General features: G+C 56.8%; 18 protein-coding genes, 1 other RNA gene and 1 other annotated feature. Of the genes, 15 read left to right on the forward strand and 4 right to left on the reverse strand.

What is annotated here, in order from left to right; genetic code table 11:
- The first annotated feature begins 116 nt into the window (after nt 1-116).
- The 14 genes from thrS to C1Y42_RS04255 all read left to right on the forward strand — a co-directional run bounded on the left by thrS (nt 117) and on the right by C1Y42_RS04255 (nt 12,987).
- Nucleotides 117-2,045, forward strand: a complete 1,929-nt coding sequence (gene thrS, locus C1Y42_RS04195; protein ID WP_021506250.1) for a threonine--tRNA ligase — start codon at nt 117-119, stop codon at nt 2,043-2,045.
- Between the two features lie 4 nt (nt 2,046-2,049).
- Nucleotides 2,050-2,592 carry a translation initiation factor IF-3 gene (infC, locus tag C1Y42_RS04200; RefSeq protein WP_058757673.1) on the forward strand — a complete coding sequence of 181 codons (543 nt, stop codon included), beginning with the start codon at nt 2,050-2,052 and terminating at the stop codon, nt 2,590-2,592.
- A 99-nt stretch (nt 2,593-2,691) separates the two neighbouring features.
- Entirely contained in the window at nt 2,692-2,889 is a 198-nt protein-coding gene (gene rpmI, locus C1Y42_RS04205; protein ID WP_006118955.1) for a 50S ribosomal protein L35, read from the forward strand.
- Nucleotides 2,890-3,057: 168 nt separating this feature from the next.
- The gene (gene rplT / locus C1Y42_RS04210) at nt 3,058-3,414 is read left to right on the forward strand and encodes a 50S ribosomal protein L20 (RefSeq protein WP_010616241.1); all 357 of its coding nucleotides are present in this window, start codon (nt 3,058-3,060) and stop codon (nt 3,412-3,414) included.
- Between the two features lie 115 nt (nt 3,415-3,529).
- Nucleotides 3,530-3,655 (forward strand) — a sequence feature (Phe leader region).
- A complete protein-coding gene (gene pheM, locus C1Y42_RS23365; RefSeq protein ID WP_121626058.1) occupies nt 3,535-3,579 on the forward strand; it encodes a pheST operon leader peptide PheM in 45 nt (14 codons plus the stop codon). Its footprint overlaps the feature before it by 45 nt.
- A gap of 71 nt (nt 3,656-3,726) precedes the next feature.
- On the forward strand, nt 3,727-4,710 hold the full coding sequence (pheS, locus tag C1Y42_RS04215; RefSeq protein WP_104092866.1) for a phenylalanine--tRNA ligase subunit alpha: 984 nt from the start codon (nt 3,727-3,729) through the stop codon (nt 4,708-4,710).
- A gap of 14 nt (nt 4,711-4,724) precedes the next feature.
- The gene (gene pheT, locus C1Y42_RS04220; RefSeq protein ID WP_021506247.1) at nt 4,725-7,112 is read left to right on the forward strand and encodes a phenylalanine--tRNA ligase subunit beta; all 2,388 of its coding nucleotides are present in this window, start codon (nt 4,725-4,727) and stop codon (nt 7,110-7,112) included.
- Between the two features lie 4 nt (nt 7,113-7,116).
- The gene (ihfA, locus tag C1Y42_RS04225; protein WP_021506246.1) at nt 7,117-7,419 is read left to right on the forward strand and encodes an integration host factor subunit alpha; all 303 of its coding nucleotides are present in this window, start codon (nt 7,117-7,119) and stop codon (nt 7,417-7,419) included.
- Between the two features lie 133 nt (nt 7,420-7,552).
- Nucleotides 7,553-8,536, forward strand: a complete 984-nt coding sequence (btuC, locus tag C1Y42_RS04230) for a vitamin B12 ABC transporter permease BtuC (RefSeq protein WP_104092867.1) — start codon at nt 7,553-7,555, stop codon at nt 8,534-8,536.
- Between the two features lie 39 nt (nt 8,537-8,575).
- Complete coding sequence (locus C1Y42_RS04235) at nt 8,576-9,121, forward strand: glutathione peroxidase (protein WP_058769691.1); 546 nt, start codon at nt 8,576-8,578, stop codon at nt 9,119-9,121.
- Complete coding sequence (btuD, locus tag C1Y42_RS04240; RefSeq protein WP_104092868.1) at nt 9,121-9,867, forward strand: vitamin B12 ABC transporter ATP-binding protein BtuD; 747 nt, start codon at nt 9,121-9,123, stop codon at nt 9,865-9,867. Before C1Y42_RS04235 ends, btuD begins: the two co-directional genes overlap by 1 nt.
- A gap of 64 nt (nt 9,868-9,931) precedes the next feature.
- Complete coding sequence (locus C1Y42_RS04245) at nt 9,932-10,390, forward strand: NlpC/P60 family protein (RefSeq protein ID WP_021506241.1); 459 nt, start codon at nt 9,932-9,934, stop codon at nt 10,388-10,390.
- Between the two features lie 316 nt (nt 10,391-10,706).
- Complete coding sequence (locus tag C1Y42_RS04250; protein WP_021506240.1) at nt 10,707-11,450, forward strand: EAL domain-containing protein; 744 nt, start codon at nt 10,707-10,709, stop codon at nt 11,448-11,450.
- A 97-nt stretch (nt 11,451-11,547) separates the two neighbouring features.
- Nucleotides 11,548-12,987, forward strand: a complete 1,440-nt coding sequence (locus tag C1Y42_RS04255) for a YdiU family protein (protein WP_104092869.1) — start codon at nt 11,548-11,550, stop codon at nt 12,985-12,987.
- 6 nt (nt 12,988-12,993) lie between these two features.
- Here C1Y42_RS04255 and C1Y42_RS04260 read toward each other — a convergent pair whose 3' ends face one another.
- Nucleotides 12,994-14,040 carry a 3-deoxy-7-phosphoheptulonate synthase gene (locus C1Y42_RS04260; RefSeq protein WP_021506238.1) on the reverse strand — a complete coding sequence of 349 codons (1,047 nt, stop codon included), beginning with the start codon at nt 14,038-14,040 and terminating at the stop codon, nt 12,994-12,996.
- 150 nt (nt 14,041-14,190) lie between these two features.
- On the reverse strand, nt 14,191-15,018 hold the full coding sequence (locus tag C1Y42_RS04265) for a pyruvate, water dikinase regulatory protein (protein ID WP_021506237.1): 828 nt from the start codon (nt 15,016-15,018) through the stop codon (nt 14,191-14,193).
- 448 nt (nt 15,019-15,466) lie between these two features.
- Here C1Y42_RS04265 and ppsA point away from each other — a divergent pair, with 448 nt between their 5' ends.
- A complete protein-coding gene (ppsA, locus tag C1Y42_RS04270; RefSeq protein ID WP_058776258.1) occupies nt 15,467-17,854 on the forward strand; it encodes a phosphoenolpyruvate synthase in 2,388 nt (795 codons plus the stop codon).
- A gap of 140 nt (nt 17,855-17,994) precedes the next feature.
- On the opposite strand, the gene rprA is transcribed toward ppsA, so the two are convergent.
- An RNA gene (rprA, locus tag C1Y42_RS04275) (antisense sRNA RprA) lies at nt 17,995-18,101 on the reverse strand.
- Nucleotides 18,102-18,431: 330 nt separating this feature from the next.
- Nucleotides 18,432-19,544 (reverse strand): AI-2E family transporter YdiK, encoded by a 1,113-nt coding sequence (ydiK, locus tag C1Y42_RS04280; RefSeq protein ID WP_021506235.1) that lies wholly within the window; start codon nt 19,542-19,544, stop codon nt 18,432-18,434.
- Nucleotides 19,545-19,666: the final 122 nt, after the last annotated feature.

Raw genomic sequence — 19,666 nt, forward strand, 5'->3', positions numbered from 1 at the left:
ACGCGCCTGGCGTCATTCCGACAGTGTGGGTCTGACATCGCGCCAGGTTAACCAAACAAAACTCAGTGTTGCATGTAGGCTTTCGTGTGGCTTACCACTGCAATTAAGGATATGAAATGCCAGTAATTACTCTTCCTGATGGCAGCCAGCGCGTATTTGACCGTCCGGTCAGCGTGATGGACATTGCGCTGGATATCGGTCCGGGTCTGGCGAAAGCCTGCATTGCCGGTCGCGTCAATGGCGAACTGGTGGATGCGGTTGATCCGATCACCAGCGATGCGCAGGTCGCCATCATCACCGCGAAAGATGAAGCCGGTCTGGAAATTATTCGTCACTCCTGTGCGCACCTATTAGGGCATGCGATCAAACAGCTGTGGCCGAATACCAAAATGGCCATCGGCCCGGTTATCGATAACGGCTTCTATTATGATGTCGATCTCGACCATACGCTGACCCAGGAAGATCTTGAGCTGCTGGAAAAGCGCATGCACCAGCTGGCTGAGACCAATTACGACGTCGTGAAGAAGAAGGTGAGCTGGCAGGAAGCGCGTGACGTGTTTGCCGCGCGGGGCGAGAGCTACAAAACCACTATTCTCGACGAAAACATCAGCCATGACGATCGTCCTGGCCTGTATCACCATGAAGAATACATCGACATGTGCCGCGGTCCGCACGTGCCGAATATGCGTTTCTGCCATCATTTTAAACTGCAGAAAATCTCCGGAGCCTACTGGCGCGGCAACAGCGACAACAAAATGCTGCAGCGTATTTACGGTACGGCCTGGGCAGATAAGAAACAGCTGGCGGCGTATCTGCAGCGTCTGGAAGAGGCCGCGAAGCGCGATCACCGTAAAATCGGTAAGCAGCTCGATCTCTACCACATGCAGGAAGAAGCACCGGGTATGGTATTCTGGCACAATGACGGCTGGACCATCTTCCGCGAGCTGGAAGTGTTTGTGCGCACCAAGCTGAAAGAGTACGACTACCAGGAAGTGAAAGGTCCGTTCATGATGGACCGCGTGCTGTGGGAAAAAACCGGGCACTGGGACAACTACAAAGAAGCGATGTTCACCACCTCTTCCGAGAACCGTGAATACTGCATCAAACCGATGAACTGTCCGGGTCACGTGCAGATCTTTAACCAGGGTCTGAAATCGTACCGCGACCTGCCGCTGCGTATGGCGGAGTTCGGTAGCTGTCACCGTAACGAACCGTCAGGTGCGCTGCACGGTCTGATGCGCGTGCGCGGCTTTACCCAGGATGACGCCCACATCTTCTGTACTGAAGATCAGGTGCGTGATGAAGTGAACAGCTGCATCCGCATGGTCTATGACATGTACAGCACCTTCGGTTTTGAAAAAATCGTGGTGAAACTGTCGACGCGCCCTGAGAAGCGCATTGGCAGCGATGAGATGTGGGATCGTGCCGAAGTGGACCTCGCCGAAGCGCTGAAAGAGAACAACATTCCGTTCGAATATCAGCCGGGTGAAGGCGCCTTCTACGGCCCGAAAATTGAGTTTACGCTGCACGATTGTCTCGACCGCGCCTGGCAGTGCGGCACCGTTCAGCTAGACTTCTCCCTGCCGAAACGTCTGGACGCCACCTACGTGGGCGAAACCAACGATCGTCAGACGCCAGTGATGATTCACCGTGCGATTCTGGGTTCGATGGAGCGCTTCATCGGAATTCTGACCGAAGAGTTCGCCGGTTTCTTCCCGAGCTGGCTGGCGCCGGTACAGGCAGTGGTGATGAATATCACCGACGGCCAGGCAGAATATGTCAGTGAATTGACGAAGAAATTGCAGAATGCTGGCATTCGTGTCAAAGCAGACTTGAGAAACGAGAAGATAGGCTTTAAAATCCGCGAGCACACATTACGTCGCGTCCCTTACATGCTGGTCTGCGGTGAGAAAGAGGTGGAAGCAGGCAAGGTTGCCGTGCGCACCCGCCGTGGTAAAGACCTCGGGAGCATGGACGTAGATGTGTTTGTTGAGAAGCTGCAACAAGAGATTCGCAGCCGACATCTTCACCAATTAGAGGAATAAGGTTATTAAAGGCGGAAAACGAGTACAACCGACGCGTCCGAACCGTATCAACGGCGAAATCCGTGCCACCGAAGTGCGCTTAACTGGCGTAGACGGCGAGCAACTTGGCATTGTCTCACTGCGCGAAGCGATTGAGAAAGCAGAAGAAGCTGGCGTAGATTTAGTTGAAATTAGCCCGAACGCCGAACCGCCGGTTTGCCGCATTATGGATTACGGCAAGTTCCTTTATGAAAAGAGCAAATCTTCTAAGGAACAGAAGAAGAAGCAAAAAGTTATCCAGGTTAAGGAAATCAAATTCCGTCCTGGTACCGATGAAGGCGACTATCAGGTAAAACTCCGCAGCCTGATTCGTTTTCTGGAAGAGGGCGATAAAGCCAAAATCACGCTGCGTTTCCGTGGTCGTGAGATGGCGCACCAACAGATCGGTATGGAAGTGCTTAACCGCGTGAAAGAAGATCTGAATGAACTGGCAGTGGTCGAATCCTTCCCGACGAAGATCGAAGGCCGCCAGATGATTATGGTGCTCGCACCTAAGAAGAAACAGTAGGCTTTCAAGTAATAATGCCGCGTAGCGTTCGCGCTGCGCGGATTTTTATTCGCCTGTCTGGTTCATTTTATTAACAATGCGAAGTGGATATTTGTAAAAATGCCAAAGATTAAAACTGTACGTGGCGCCGCAAAGCGCTTCAAGAAGACCGCTTCTGGCGGCTTCAAGCGTAAGCACGCAAACCTGCGTCATATTCTGACTAAAAAGTCTACTAAGCGTAAACGTCACCTGCGTCCAAAAGGCATGGTGTCTAAAGGCGATCTGGGTCTGGTTGTTGCCTGCCTGCCGTACGCATAAGTTAACCCTTTTTTAATTCCCCGATAGATTTCGGGTTGCAGTCAGGCGGCAACGGAATGAATCCCTGCGCTTACATCAGTAAGTGACCGGGATGAATGAAGGCAGCCAACGCCACTGCGGCACGAAAGATGATGGGGAAATCACAGAATATGATATAGGAGAGCTCACATGGCTCGCGTAAAACGTGGTGTAATTGCTCGCGCACGTCACAAGAAAATCTTAAAACAAGCTAAAGGCTACTATGGTGCACGTTCACGTGTTTACCGCGTTGCCTTCCAGGCTGTTATCAAAGCTGGTCAGTATGCTTACCGCGACCGTCGTCAGCGTAAGCGTCAGTTCCGTCAGCTGTGGATCGCACGTATTAACGCTGCGGCGCGTCAGAACGGTATCTCTTACAGCCGTTTCATCAATGGCCTGAAAAAAGCGTCCATTGAAATCGACCGTAAAATCCTCGCTGACATCGCTGTATTCGACAAAGTGGCATTCACTGCACTGGTTGAAAAAGCAAAATCAGCTCTGGCGTAAGTCAGGTAAAAAAGGGAGCTTGCTCCCTTTTTTATTGCCTGCAACCCACGCAAATGATTGACATTTTAGCCGCAGGGCATTTCAATAGTGCGGTTTCTATCAAGACAAGGTAACGCAAGCATGCACGCTGCTATTTTCCGTTTCTTTTTTTACTTTAGCGCCTGATCGTCAGGGGCTTTTGCGCATAAGAAAAGAAACGAAAAATCGCGCTGAAAGCCTCCCTCGTGGAGGCTTTTTTGTTTCCGGCGACACTTAATCGGATCGCACGATCCCAACGAGAACTGACCAGCCCGGCTGGAAGAAGAGGAAATCATGTCCCAACTCGCAGACCTGGTGGCCCGTGCCACGGCCGCCATCGACGAGGCGTCGGATATCGCCGCCCTGGACGCCGTGCGCGTCGAATTTCTGGGTAAAAAAGGGCACCTGACGCTGCAAATGACCACCCTGCGTGAACTGCCGGCGGAAGAGCGCCCGGCGGCCGGTGCGGTCATCAACGATGCCAAACAGCAGGTACAGGACCGTCTCAACGCGCGTAAAGATACGCTGGAAAGCGCGGCGCTGAATGCCCGCCTGGCGGCTGAGACTATCGACGTGTCGCTGCCGGGACGCCGTATCGAGAACTGCGGTCTGCATCCGGTGACCCGCACCATCGATCGTATCGAAACCTTTTTCGGCGAGTTGGGTTTCGCGGTGGCGACCGGTCCGGAAATTGAAGACGATTATCACAACTTTGATGCGCTGAATATTCCGGGGCATCACCCGGCGCGCGCCGATCACGACACCTTCTGGTTCGATGCCACGCGCCTGCTGCGCACCCAGACTTCCGGCGTGCAGATCCGCACCATGAAAAATCAGCAGCCGCCGATTCGTATCATCGCGCCGGGTCGCGTTTACCGTAACGATTACGATCAGACGCACACCCCGATGTTCCATCAGATGGAAGGTCTGATTGTCGATAAAGACATCAGCTTCACCAATCTGAAAGGCACGCTGCATGACTTCCTGAACAACTTCTTCGAAGAGAACCTGCAGATTCGCTTCCGCCCGTCCTATTTCCCGTTCACCGAACCGTCAGCGGAAGTGGACGTGATGGGTAAAAACGGCAAATGGCTGGAAGTGCTGGGCTGCGGCATGGTGCATCCGAACGTACTGCGCAACGTGGGCATCGATCCGGAAATCTACTCCGGCTTCGCCTTCGGGATGGGCATGGAGCGTCTGACCATGCTGCGCTACGGTGTGACCGATCTGCGCGCCTTCTTCGAAAACGATTTACGTTTCCTCAAACAATTTAAATAAGGGCAGGTTATCCAATGAAATTCAGTGAACTCTGGTTACGCGAATGGGTAAATCCAGCCCTGGACAGCGCCGCGCTGTCTGAGCAAATCACCATGGCCGGTCTGGAAGTCGACGGCGTCGACCCGGTGGCAGGGGCGTTTCATGGCGTCGTGGTGGGTGAAGTGGTGGAGTGCGGCCAGCACCCGAACGCCGACAAACTGCGCGTCACCAAAATCAACGTGGGTGGCGACCGCCTGCTGGATATCGTCTGCGGCGCGCCAAACTGCCGTCAGGGCCTGAAAGTGGCGGTGGCGACTGTTGGTGCCGTGCTGCCAGGCGATTTCAAAATAAAAGCGGCAAAACTGCGCGGTGAGCCGTCAGAAGGCATGCTGTGCTCGTTCTCCGAGCTGGGGATTTCTGACGATCACAACGGTATTATCGAGCTGCCAGCCGATGCGCCGGTGGGCACCGATATTCGCCAGTACCTGCAGCTGGATGACAACACCATCGAAATCAGCGTGACGCCGAACCGTGCCGACTGTCTGGGCATCATCGGTATCGCGCGTGACGTGGCGGTGATTAATGGCCTGCCGCTGCAGGCGCCGGTCATCGAGCCGGTTAAAGCCACCATTAGCGACACCTTCCCGATTCGCGTTGACGCCACCGATGCCTGCCCACGTTACCTGGGCCGCGTGGTAAAAGGCGTAAACGTGAAAGCTGAAACGCCGCTGTGGATGCGCGAAAAACTGCGCCGCTGCGGTATCCGCTCGATCGATCCAGTAGTGGATATCACTAACTACGTGCTGCTGGAGCTCGGTCAGCCGATGCACGCCTTCGATCTCGACCGCATTGACGGCGGTATCGTGGTGCGCATGGCGAAAGAGGGGGAAACCCTGACGCTGCTCGACGGCAGCGAAGCGACCCTCCACAGCGATACGCTGGTGATTGCGGATCACCACAAAGCGCTGGCGATGGGTGGCATCTTCGGCGGTGAGCACTCCGGCGTCAACGAAGCGACGCAGAATGTATTGTTTGAGTGCGCGTTCTTCGATCCGCTGGCGATCACCGGCCGTGCGCGTCGTCATGGTCTGCATACCGATGCTTCCCACCGCTACGAGCGCGGTGTCGATCCGGCGCTGCAGCATAAGGCGCTGGAGCGCGCCACTCAGCTGCTGCTGGCGATTTGCGGCGGCGAAGCCGGCCCGGTTATCGATCAGACCGATGCCAGCAAACTGCCGGCGCGCGCCACCATTACGCTGCGCCGTGAGAAGCTGGACCGCCTGATTGGCCACGTCATTGCGGATGAGCAGGTGACCGATATCCTGACCCGTCTCGGCTGTGACGTCACCGTCGGCAACGGCGAATGGCAGGCCGTCGCCCCGAGCTGGCGCTTCGATATGGCCATCGAAGAAGACCTGGTCGAAGAAGTGGCGCGCGTTTACGGCTACAACAACATTCCGGATGTGCCGGTGAAAGCCAGCCTGCTGATGACCCAGCACCGTGAAGCCGATCTGTCGCTGAAGCGTGCCAAAAACCTGCTGGTGGATAAAGGCTATCAGGAAGCGATTACCTACAGCTTTGTCGATCCGAAAGTGCAGCAGCTGCTGCATCCGGGCGAAGAAGCGCTGATTCTGCCCAGCCCGATTTCCAGCGATATGTCGGCGATGCGCCTGTCGCTGTGGACCGGTCTGCTCGGCGCCGTGGTGTATAACCAGAACCGTCAGCAGAGCCGCGTGCGCCTGTTTGAGAGCGGTTTACGCTTTGTGCCTGATACGCAGGCCGATCTCGGCATCCGTCAGGATCTTATGCTGGCGGGCGTGCTGAGCGGTAACCGCTACGAAGAGCACTGGGATCTGGCGCGCCAGACGGTTGACTTCTATGATTTGAAAGGCGATTTAGAGTCGCTGCTGGATTTGACCGGTAAACTCGACGCGATTTCGTTCCGTGCAGAAGCCAATCCGGCGCTGCATCCGGGACAGAGTGCAGGCATTTATTTAGCCGGCGAACGAATCGGATTTATCGGGGTGGTTCATCCGGAGCTGGAACGTAAGCTGGATCTTAACGGCCGCACCTTAGTGTTTGAACTGCTTTGGAATAAGGTCGCAGACCGCGTCCTGCCTGACGCGCGCGAGATCTCACGCTTCCCGGCAAACCGCCGTGACATCGCTGTGGTAGTGGCTGAAAATGTGCCCGCAGCAGATATCATCGCGGAGTGTAAGAAAGTTGGCGTAAATCAGGTAGTTGGCGTAAACTTGTTTGACGTGTACCGTGGTAAGGGCGTAAACGAGGGTGAAAAGAGCCTCGCGATTAGCCTGATTTTGCAGGATACCAGCCGGACACTCGAAGAAGAGGAGATTGCTGCGACCGTTGCCAAATGCGTTGCAGCATTAAAAGAGCGATTCCAGGCAACCTTGAGGGATTGAACCTATGGCGCTTACAAAAGCTGAAATGTCAGAGTACCTGTTTGAAAAACTCGGGTTGAGCAAACGCGATGCCAAAGAGTTGGTAGAGCTTTTTTTCGAAGAAGTTCGCCGCGCGTTGGAAAACGGAGAACAGGTAAAACTGTCCGGATTTGGTAATTTTGATCTGCGTGACAAAAACCAGCGTCCGGGCCGTAACCCGAAGACGGGGGAAGATATTCCAATCACCGCCCGCCGCGTGGTGACATTCCGTCCGGGGCAGAAGTTGAAAAGTCGCGTGGAGAACGCGTCACCCAAGGATGCTGACTGATTTCAGTATGACAAAAAGGCCGCTCAGCGGCCTTTTTTATGCGCGCAATCCCGGCACCACGCTGCAGGCGCGGCTTTCTTTTTAGCGTAATCTCTCTACAATCAAATCTCTGTTTTCTCAGCCAATCTTACTTATGACTCTGCTGGATCAGTTGGCCCAACAGGCCGACCGTCGCAGCCGGCGCTGGCTCGGCGCGCTTACTGCCGCAGTGCTGCTGCTGCTGGTGCTCAGTCTGTGCACGGGCGACAGCTGGATATCTCCGCTGCAATGGTTTTCTGCCAGCGGCGATCTGTTCGTCTGGCAATTGCGCCTGCCGCGCACCCTGGCGGTGCTGCTGGTGGGCGCGGCGCTGGCAGTCTGCGGCGTGGTGATGCAGGCGCTGTTCAACAATCCGCTGGCGGAGCCCGGGCTGCTGGGCGTATCGAACGGTGCCGGCATTGGCCTGGTGCTGGCGGTGCTGCTGGGTAACGGCGCACTGTGGAGCCTGGCGCTGGCAGCGATGGCGGGCGCGCTGCTGATCACGCTGATCCTGCTGCATTTTGCCCATCGTCAGCTGTCGGCCAGCCGTCTGCTGCTGACCGGCGTGGCGCTCGGCATTATCTGTAGCGCCATCATGACGTGGGCGGTGTACTTTAGCACCAGCCTCGATCTGCGCCAGCTGATGTACTGGATGATGGGCGGCTTTAGCGGTATCGACTGGCGCTACGGCTGGATGATGCTGGCGCTGCTGCCGGTGACGCTGGCGCTGCTGGCCAGCGCTCGAACGCTTAATCTGCTGGCGCTGGGGGAGGTTTCGGCGCGGCAGCTCGGCCTGCCACTGCTGCTGTGGCGCAATCTGCTGGTGCTGGCGATGGGCTGGCTGGTGGGCGTCAGCGTGGCGATGGCCGGTTCGATTGGATTTGTCGGACTGGTTATCCCCCATCTGCTGCGCCTCAGCGGCCTGAGCGATCATCGCTACCTGCTGCCGGCCGCGGCGCTGGCGGGCGCGGCGGTACTGCTGGCGGCGGACATTCTGGCACGGCTGGTGCTTACCTCGGCCGAGCTGCCAATTGGGGTGGTCACTGCCACGCTCGGCGCGCCGCTGTTTATCATGTTATTAGTGAAGTCTTCGCGCTAGCTGCGGCTGGCACAGTGCAATCAACAACGGGAATCGACGATGAGCCTTTATCAGACAGAACTGGTTACGCTGGACGGTGAAAAAACCACGCTGGCACAGTATCAGGGCAAGGTGCTGCTGGTGGTTAACGTAGCATCAAAATGCGGCCTGACGCCGCAGTATGAACAGCTGGAGTCGCTGCAGAAGGCCTGGCAGGACAAAGATTTCAGCGTGCTGGGCTTCCCCTGCAATCAGTTTCTTGAGCAGGAACCGGGCAGCAACGAAGAGATCAAAACCTTCTGCAGCACCACGTACGGCGTAACCTTCCCGCTGTTCGACAAAACGGAGGTTAACGGCGAGCAGCGTCATCCGCTGTACCGTCAGCTGGTCGCCGCGCAGCCGGAAGCCGAACGCCCGGCAGGCAGCGGTTTCCTTGAGCGCATGGAGAGCAAAGGCCGCGCGCCGAAAGCGCCGGGCGATATCCTGTGGAATTTCGAAAAGTTCCTCATCAACAAACAGGGTGAGGTGATCGCGCGCTTCTCGCCGGACATGACGCCGGACGATCCGATCATTCTGAAACGCATTGAGCAGGCGCTGGCGGCGTAATGCTGCTGCAGTGCCACGACCTGCGCGTGCCCGGACGGCTGAGCGCGGGGGAGCTGACGCTCTGCCGCGGTGAGCGTGTGCACGTGGTCGGCCCTAACGGCGCCGGCAAGAGCACGCTGCTGACCGCGCTCGCTGGCCTGCTCGACGCTGAAGGGCAGCTGACGCTGGCCGGCCAGCCGCTGCGAAGCTGGTCGGGTGCCGCACTGGCGCAGCAGCGCGCCTGGCTCCCGCAGCAGCAGCCGGCACCTGCGGCGCTGCCGGTGTGGCACTATCTGCGGCTGCACAGCCCGCCGGGTGGCGACTACGCGCAGGCGACGCTCACTGACCTGCTGCAGCAGCTTGGCTTGCAGGATAAGCTGACGCGTCCGCTGGCGCAGCTCTCCGGCGGTGAGTGGCAGCGGGTGCGCCTGGCGGCGGTGGTGCTGCAGATCCATCCGGCAATTAATCCGCGCGGTGCGTTACTGATTCTGGATGAGCCGCTCACCGCGCTCGACATCGCACAGCAGCGCGCGGTGGATAAGCTGCTGTTGCAGCTCAGCGAGGCCGGCATCGGCATTGTGGCCAGCGGACACGATCTCAACCACAGTCTGCGCCATGCCGATCGCGTCTGGCTGATGCATCAGGGCCGCGTAGTCAGTCAGGGCAGGGCGCGCGAGGTGCTGACCGCCGAGCGACTGGAACCGCTTTATCAGGCCGAATTCGTGCAGCTGGAGACGCCACAGGGGCCGCTGCTTTATCTTCCCTGACTTGCGCGCCGCGCCGCTTTGTCGCTACAGTGTCAGCCGGACGACGTTTTTAAGGACTATTCTGATGCGGCTGACCCTGTTTCTCCTCGTGCTGCTGCTGGCGGGCTGTAGCCATCATGCGCCGCCGCCCAATGGCCGTCTGTCTGACTCCATCACCGTAATTGCGCAACTTAACGATCAGCTCAGCCGCTGGCGCGGTACACCTTATCGCTATGGCGGATTAAGCCGTGGTGGCGTGGATTGCTCTGGCTTTGTCTACCTGACCTTTCGTGACCGCTTTGACCTGCAGCTGCCGCGCTCAACGATTGATCAGACTGATATCGGCACGCGCATCGATAAAAGCGATCTGCTGCCCGGCGACCTGGTATTTTTCAAAACCGGCAGCGGCGAAAATGGCCTGCACGTAGGCATCTATGACACCGACAATACCTTCATTCACGCCTCCACCAGCCAGGGCGTGATCCGCTCCTCGCTGGATAATGTTTACTGGCGCAAAGTATTCTGGCAGGCGCGTCGCATCTAATCCGCTTAACCCCTTAGTGTTAAAAAAAGGCGTAATAAACAGATGGGTTTTGATCCGATTTATTTGTTTTTTTCCGCCAGATATAACTCTCATTTAAAATGGCACTTTACCGCAATCGGGTTTGCGACTAAAAATAGACGTCAGTGAATTTAATCAGTATGGACATTAACCTGGATCATTTGGCTTAAGTATTATTTGATGCAGAAAAGTCGGTAATTAGACAGAAAACGGCGTCTCTTCTAACGTTTGGTCCTATTGCCTGACCGTTTTCATTGATATACGATGCGCCAATTGCCACTGCATCTGGCTGTAAAAAATGAAAGTCCATTTATCTGCCGACTATCAGTCGGAAACCTGGTTTTATCCTGCCTATTCTCTGGCGGGCCAGCTGACTGCGGTTGAGCTGGTCACCCAGTTTGTTCATGACAGTGCGCCGATTACGCTGCCGCAGGACTTGCTGTTGCCGCAGCTTGACGATGCCCAGCAATTACGTTTGCTGCAGAGCCAGTTAGTGCTGCTGGAAAAGTACCGTGACTTTTTTGAGTTACATCAAATTATCGCGCTGGTTCGTATTGATGAATCTATGGCCACGACGCTATTGGCCAGTGAGTTTCTCTTAAGGAAATTTAAACAACTTCCCTTTATTGTTTTGGATATCAGTGAAACGTTTCCGCAATTATCGGCTGGTAAAAAGCAGCCGCTGTTAGCACGCCTGCAACAGGAATTTCGCTTATCGCTTTCTCAATTTGGGGCAGGAAAAGCCCCGGCTACGGCAGTATACGAAAATCTGTTTAGCGTGTTAAAAATGGACAAAGCGTTTATTCATGCGCTGGCGAAACGTGCCTCATTTACGCCATTTATTCAGACTGTTATCGATAATTTTTCCGCTTACGCCCCGCAAATAATTATTTGTGGCGTTGACGATAATGCCCTGCTGGAGAAAGTCAGTTCCCTGAGTGGCGCACAGCTGCAGGGCAGTCTGTTCCCGGTGGTTAAAGCGGAACGGTTAAGCGATCTCATCTATCCGCACGTCACGCTCACCACGCCTTCACAGCAGTAACCTTTCATCTGTCTTCTCCGTCCCCCCGACGGTAGACTACGCTTTATCTTTAAACGCAATGCGGGTGGCGCACCGTTGCGCACCTTCCGGAGTGTCGATGCAATTTATTAATAGCTGGCAGCAGACGTTGCCGGGATTCTACACCGCGCTGGACCCAACGCCGCTTGCCGGCGGGCGGCTGTGTTATCATAATGCCGCGCTGGCGCAGGAGATGGGCCTGGATGCCGCGCTGTTTGCTGGCAAAGGCCACGGCGTGTGGTATGGCGCAGCGTTGCTTCCCGGCATGTCGCCGCTGGCGCAGGTCTACAGCGGGCACCAGTTTGGCGTGTGGGCCGGTCAGTTGGGCGACGGACGCGGTCTGCTGCTTGGCGAACAGCAACTGGCCGACGGCCGCAAATTTGACTGGCATCTGAAAGGCGCGGGCCTGACCCCCTATTCACGCATGGGCGATGGCCGCGCGGTGATCCGTTCCAGCGTGCGCGAGTTTCTCGCCTCGGAAGCGCTGCACCATCTTGGCATCCCGACCACGCGCGCGCTGGCGCTGGCCATTGGCAACGAACCGGTCCAGCGTGAAACCCGCGAGCGCGGCGCGATGCTGATGCGCATCGCCGACAGCCATCTGCGTTTTGGTCACTTCGAGCATTTCTATTACGGCGGCGAGCCGGAGAAAGTGCGCCAGCTGGCGGACTACGCGATTCATCATCACTGGCCGCAGCTGGAGCAGGAGGCCGATCGCTACCTGTTGTGGTTTACCGATATCGTCAAACGCACCGCCAGCCTGATTGCCCAGTGGCAGAGCGTCGGCTTCGCGCATGGCGTGATGAATACCGATAATATGTCGATCCTCGGCCTGACGCTCGATTACGGGCCTTACGGTTTCCTTGATGACTACGATGCGGATTTCATCTGTAATCACAGCGATTATCAGGGGCGCTACGCCTTCAGCAACCAGCCGATGATCGGCTTGTGGAATCTTAACCGCCTGGCGCATGCGCTGTCCGGTTTGCTGAGCACTGAACAGTTGAAACAAGCGCTCAGCCATTACGAGAGCGAGCTGATGCGGGTGTGGGGCGAGAAAATGCGCGCGAAGCTCGGGCTGCTGACCGCCGATGCGGGGGATAACGCTATTCTCACTGACCTGCTGGCGCTGATGACGGCAGAGCACAGCGATTACACCCTGACGTTCCGTCTGCTGAGCGAGACGCAGCAGGCAGAGACGCGTTCACCGCTCCGCGATGAGTTTATCGACCGTGACGCCTTCGACCGCTGGTATCACGGCTATCGCCAGCGCCTGCTGCAGGATGGCGTCAGCGATGCGCAGCGTCAGGCAGTCATGAAAGCGGCTAACCCGGCGCTGGTGTTGCGCAACTATCTGGCCCAGCAGGTGATCGATGAGGTTGAGCAGGGGGAAACGGCGGCGCTGGCCAGATTACATCTGGCGCTGCAGCAGCCGTTTAACGAGGCGGCCATCAGTCCGGAACTGCGCCAGCGGCCGCCGGAGTGGGGAAAAACGCTGGAGGTAAGCTGCTCCAGCTAGCAGGCATCAGAAGCGGCTGTCCACGGCAGCCGCCAGCAGTGCCAGCACCTCCGCGCTGTCATCCCAGCCGAGGCACGGATCGGTAATCGACTGGCCGTAGGTCAGCGGCTGGCCGCTCACCACTTTCTGATTACCCTCCTGCAGGAAACTCTCAATCATCACTCCCGCCACTGCCCGCGAACCGGCACGGATCTGCGCCGCCACGTCCTGCGCCACATCGCGCTGGCGGCGATGCTGCTTCAGGCAGTTGCCATGGCTGAAGTCGATCACCAGCTGTTCCGGCAGGTTGAAGTCGCGCAGGTTGGCGGCCGCAGCGGCGACATCTTCAGCGTGGTAGTTCGGCTGACGCCCGCCGCGCAGGATCACGTGACCGTGCGGATTGCCGCTGGTCTGATAAATCGTCATCTGCCCGGTTTTGTCGGGTGACAGGAACATATGGCTGACACGCGCGGCGCGAATCGCATCAACCGCGATCTGCACGTTGCCGTCGGTGCCATTCTTGAAGCCCACCGGGCAGGAGAGCGCCGAGGCCATTTCACGGTGAATCTGGCTCTCGGTGGTGCGCGCGCCAATCGCGCCCCAGCTGATCAGGTCGGCAATAAACTGGCCGATCACCATATCGAGGAATTCCGTGGCGGTTGGCATGCCGATGGCGTTGATATCCAGCAGCAGCTGGCGCGCGATAGCGATGCCGCGGTTGACGTCGAAGCTGCCATCGAGATCCGGATCGGAAATCAGACCTTTCCAGCCGACTACGGTGCGCGGCTTCTCAAAGTAGGCACGCATCACAATTTCCAGCCGGTCCTTGTGCTGTTCACGCAGCAGATTGAGACGCTCTGCGTACTCCAGCGCGGCCTTTGGGTCGTGCAGCGAGCAGGGGCCGATAATCACCAGCAGGCGTGGATCTTCACCGGTCAGGATGCGCGCGATACGCTGACGCGCGGCGGTAACGTTAGCGGCAATCGCCGCCGAAATGGGGTGTTGTTGCGCCAGCGCGGCCGGCGTCAGCAGCGTGCCGATGCGCGCGGTGCGCAGTTCATCAGTTTTGTTCATTGGGATTCTCAAAAATCTGTTCTTCGCAGCGGTGAAATACCGGGAAGTGATGATGATCACAATAAACCATTAGCCCGTGAATTCAACCAGCTAAATCAAAAGGCTATTCATTACTGACGGCAGCCAGGCTTTACAACCTGGCAGGTGAGGTCAGTACATGCTGCGGCGCAGGCCCATGATGTCGAGGATTTTGGTGGCGATCTCTTCGACAGAGTAATTGGTGCTGTTGAGATAGCGAATCTGATGGGTGCGGAACAGCGCTTCCACTTCACCGACCTCCAGCCGGCACTGGCGCATTGACGCATAGCGGGTATTTTCAGCGCGCTCCTGACGAATCGCCGCCAGCCGTTCCGGATCGATGGTCAGGCCAAACAGCTTGTGCTGATGAGCGCGCAGCGCAGGCGGCAGTTTCAGATTATCCATGTCATCGGCGATGAACGGATAGTTAGCCGCGCGGACGCCAAACTGCATCGCCAGATACAGACTGGTCGGGGTTTTGCCGCAGCGCGATACCCCCAGCAGAATCACCTGCGCATCTTCCAGCCCGCGCAGCGAAATACCGTCATCGTGCGCCAGGGTGTAATCAATCGCGGCGATACGGGCATCGTATTTGCCTAAGTTACTGGCGGTCAGGCCGTGGGTACGGTGCGCCACCGGCATGGAGGCTACGCCCAGTTCGCTCTGCAGCGGTGCCACCAGCGCCTGCACGATGTCCTGGCAGAAACCTTCGCTCTCCAGAATGATGTCGCGCACCTCTGGTGTGACAATCGAGAAAAACACCAGCGGGCGCACGCCGCTCTGCTGGTAGAGCGCATTGATCTGGGCTTTCACCGCCTGGGCGCGCTGCACATTCTCCACGAACGGCAGCGTCACGCTGTTGGTATTCACCGGAAACTGTGACAGCACCGCGTGGCCCAGCACTTCCGCGGTGATGGCGGTGCCGTCAGAGATATAGAATACGCTGCGTTCAGTGCTCATGGTTGACCTCATACTTTTGTTTACTTTTGCGTAACATTATCACCTAAAATATTTCATTTTCACTAAGGGTAAAATGAAATATCCATATCTGGCCGGCGAATAATCTATTTTTACGCTGCGCTGATTACCCATCATAGATGAAAAGCCGGGTTGTTCAGCGCTAATTTCTCGCTTTTGCCCGCGCGGGCGCAAAATAAAAACGGCAAGCGTTGCGCAACAAAAATCGTGGCTAACCTCATGAAAAAGTGAAAAATATCGCATTGCCAATAGGTTGGTAAAAAATAGCTGCGTTGCGCAACAAGGCGCTTTTCGGGGAGTAATCCGATTTTAACGCTGATTTTCTGCTTTAACGATTCAACACTTAGTCTTTATTAATTGATTGTGCCAGGCTGATTTGGCGAATAGCAAAATGTTCCATGTGCTCCAATCATTTAAAAGGATAATCTCAATGTCCAATCAAGACCAACAGTCGCTAGTGCTCTGGTACAACCAGCTTGGCATGCATGATGTTGATCGGGTAGGGGGCAAGAATGCTTCCCTGGGAGAAATGATTACCAATTTGTCGTCGCTCGGGGTATCCGTGCCAAACGGCTACGCGACGACATCTTACGCTTTTAATCAGTTTCTCGACCAAAGCGGACTGAACCAGCGTATTTATGCATTGCTGGACAAGACGGATATTGATGATGTTGCAGCGCTGGCGCAGGCCGGCAAACAGATTCGTCAATGGGTGGTGGATACGCCTTTCCAGCCAGAGCTGGAAGCGGCGATCCGCAGCGCCTATGAACAACTTTCTGCTGATGACGCCGAAGCCTCCTTTGCGGTGCGCTCTTCGGCCACCGCCGAGGATATGCCCGATGCCTCGTTTGCCGGCCAGCAGGAAACTTTCCTTAACGTGCAGGGCTTCGACGCGGTGCTGGTGGCCGTGAAGCACGTATTCGCCTCGCTGTTTAACGATCGCGCCATTTCATACCGCGTGCATCAGGGCTACGACCACCGTGGCGTGGCGCTCTCAGCCGGTGTGCAGCGCATGGTACGTTCCGATCTCGCCTCCTCCGGCGTGATGTTCACCATTGATACCGAATCCGGCTTCGACCAGGTGGTGTTCATCACCTCGGCGTTCGGTCTTGGCGAAATGGTGGTGCAGGGCGCGGTTAACCCGGATGAGTTTTACGTGCACAAACCGACGCTGGCTGCTAATCGCCCGGCGATTGTGCGCCGTACCCTGGGCTCGAAGAAGATCCGCATGGTGTATGCCGATTCGCAGGAGCACGGCGAACAGGTGCGCATTGAGGACGTGGAACAGGAACAGCGAGACCGCTTTAGCCTGACCGATGACGAAGTGCAGGCGCTGGCGCGCCAGGCGGTGCTGATTGAGCAGCACTATAAGCGTCCGATGGATATTGAATGGGCCAAAGATGGCCACACCGGCAAACTGTTCATCGTGCAGGCGCGGCCGGAAACGGTGCGTTCCAACGGACAGGTGATGGAACGCTACAGCCTGCAGGGCAAAGGCAGCGTGCTGGTGGAAGGCCGGGCCATCGGCCATCGCATCGGTGCGGGTGAAGTGAAGGTGATTCACGACATTAGCGAGATGCACCGCATCGAGAAAGGCGATGTGCTGGTCACCGACATGACCGACCCGGACTGGGAGCCGATCATGAAGAAGGCGTCGGCGATCGTCACCAACCGTGGCGGCCGGACCTGTCACGCGGCAATCATTGCGCGCGAGCTGGGCATTCCGGCGGTGGTGGGCTGTGGTGACGCCACCGAGCACCTGAAGGACGGTCATAAGGTCACGGTGTCCTGCGCCGAAGGCGATACCGGCTATGTGTATAACGATCTGCTGGACTTTGAAGTCACCAGCTCGCAGGTTGATACCATGCCGGATCTGCCGCTGAAAATTATGATGAACGTCGGTAACCCGGATCGCGCGTTTGACTTTGCCTGCCTGCCAAATGAAGGCGTTGGGCTGGCGCGTCTGGAGTTCATCATCAACCGCATGATTGGCGTGCACCCGAAAGCCTTGCTGGAGTTTGATCAGCAGACGCCGGAACTGCAGGCGCAGATTGGTCAGATGATGAAAGGCTTTGACGATCCGGTGGAATTCTACATCGCGCGGCTGACCGAAGGGATCGCCACGCTGGGCGCGGCCTTCGCGCCGAAGCGCGTCATTGTGCGGTTGTCGGATTTCAAAACCAACGAGTATGCCAACCTGGTCGGCGGCGAGCGTTACGAGCCGGAAGAGGAAAACCCGATGCTGGGCTTCCGCGGCGCCGGACGCTACGTGGCCGACAGCTTCCGCGACTGCTTTGCGCTGGAGTGCGAAGCTGTGAAGCGCGTGCGCAACGACATGGGGCTGACCAACGTTGAGATCATGGTGCCGTTTGTACGCACCGTCGATCAGGCCGAGGCCGTGGTGGCCGAGCTGGCGAAGCAGGGCCTGAAACGCGGCGAGAACGGACTAAAGGTGATCATGATGTGCGAGATCCCGTCCAACGCGCTGCTGGCAGAACAGTTCCTGCAGCACTTTGACGGCTTCTCTATCGGCTCCAACGACATGACGCAGCTGGCGCTGGGGCTGGATCGCGACTCCGGCGTGGTGTCGGCGCTGTTTGATGAGCGTAACGATGCGGTGAAGGCACTGCTGTCGATGTCGATTCAGGCAGCGAAGAAGCAGGGCAAATACGTCGGCATCTGCGGCCAGGGGCCTTCAGATCATCAGGACTTTGCTGCCTGGCTGATGGAGCAGGGCATCGACAGCCTGTCGCTCAATCCGGATACCGTGGTGGAAACCTGGTTGAGCCTGGCTGAGCTGGACGCGGCCAAAGCGTAATCTGTTATACCTGCCTGGTGCCCGGCAACCGTCGGGCACCTGTCCCATATCCCATTCCACTTTTCATCACTTAAGATTGCCATAAACCCAGCGCTGACGGCGTTCGCCGCCGGGCCGCTCTGTTTATCGCTGAATTGCAGGCAAAAAAAAGCCCATCACAGGGGATGGGCAAAGACTACACACAGCAATTCTTCACTTTACTCAGGGGAAAAGGTTGTTTAAAAATCAGTGGCTTGATTTAAAACATAGTGAACATGTTATTCACCGCCGCCGCTGGCGTCTTTAAGAATCCTCTTATTAGTTTAAAGCTGATAATCTTTCATTACGTTTTATGACCCATCCGGCACAGGAATCAGTGCGAAAAATAATCATTTTATCGGTGCGATCGGGCTTAAACGCTGAAAAGTGCGTTTTTTCTTAAAAATAACTAATGGAAAAAATTATTGTGTCGCGAAATTAAGTGGTACGGATTAATGAGTGTTAACCACGGCTGACTAATGCAAATCGCGATGGGTGCGGAGAGGGAAAAGCGGATAAGCAAACCGGGCCTGGGGCCCGGTTATGCGCCGGAAGCGCGTTACGGCTGCGGCTCTTCGTGTTCGGCCAGTGCTTCGATGGCCGTTTCCGGATCGTCATCTGGTGCCGGCGCTTCATGCATCCACACCGAAACCAGCCGGTAAGAGACCGCCAGCACGACCGGACCGATAAACAGTCCAATCATACCGAAGGCGATCAGCCCGCCGATGACGCCGGAAAGTATCAGAATCATCGGTAAATCGGCGCCCATGCGAATCAGCATTGGACGCAGCACGTTATCCAGCGTGCCTACCACGCAGCTCCACACCAGCAGCACCGTGCCCCAGGTGGTGTCGCCGCTCCAGTAGAGCCAGATAATTGCCGGCACCAGCACAATCAACGGTCCAAGCTGCACCAGGCAGGTAAGAATCATTAATACGGTCAGCAGCGTGGCATACGGAATGCCGGAAATCGCCAGGCCGATGCCGCCCAGCACGCCCTGCACCAGCGCGGTCACCACCACGCCGAGCGCCACGGCGCGGATCGCCTGACCGGCCAGCAGCACGGCGGCGTCACCGCGCCGTCCGCCCATGCGGTAGGCAAAGTGACGGATGCCGAGACCAACCTGCTCACCGCGCCAGTACAGCAGCACGCTGAACAACAGCATCAGGGCAAGGTGCAGCATGAAACGGCCAAAATGTCCGGCCTGGGCGACAAAGAAGCCGGTGGTGCGGCCAATATAAGGCTGGACCTGGCTCATGATCGCCGCGCCGCCGCCGTCGATCAGTTTATGGTAGCTGGAATAGAGTTTGCGTCCGGCATAGGGAATATCGCGCAGCCAGGCAAGATCCGGCAGCACCAGATGGCGCTGGGTCGCCCAGGCGATGACCGGCGCGCTGTTATCAATCAGGCTGCTGACCAGCAGCGCGATAGGAATAATAAACAGCAGCAACAGCAGAATCGTCATGGCAATCACCGCCAGCGAACGGCGACCCCACAGCAGTTGCTGCAGACGAATCATCAGCGGCCAGGTGGCAATCACCACCATGCTGGCCCAGGCGAAGCCGAGAATGAACGGCTGCACCACCCACAGACAGGCAATGATCATCAGCAAAATAAACATCAGCGAGAACAACATTTGCGGTAGATCCACACCGCGTTGCAGGCTTTTCATCACAACACAGACCTCAGTAATCCTTCAGGAGGGCGCTCCGCGGCGCCTTCACAATGATGATCTATTTCCTGAAAATTAAACAGAAAAAGCAGCGCGACGCGGCCGTTTTCCTGAAAAAACAG

Source organism: Pantoea sp. ICBG 985 (assembly GCF_002928365.1).
Classification (GTDB): Bacteria; Pseudomonadota; Gammaproteobacteria; order Enterobacterales; family Enterobacteriaceae; genus Pantoea; species Pantoea dispersa.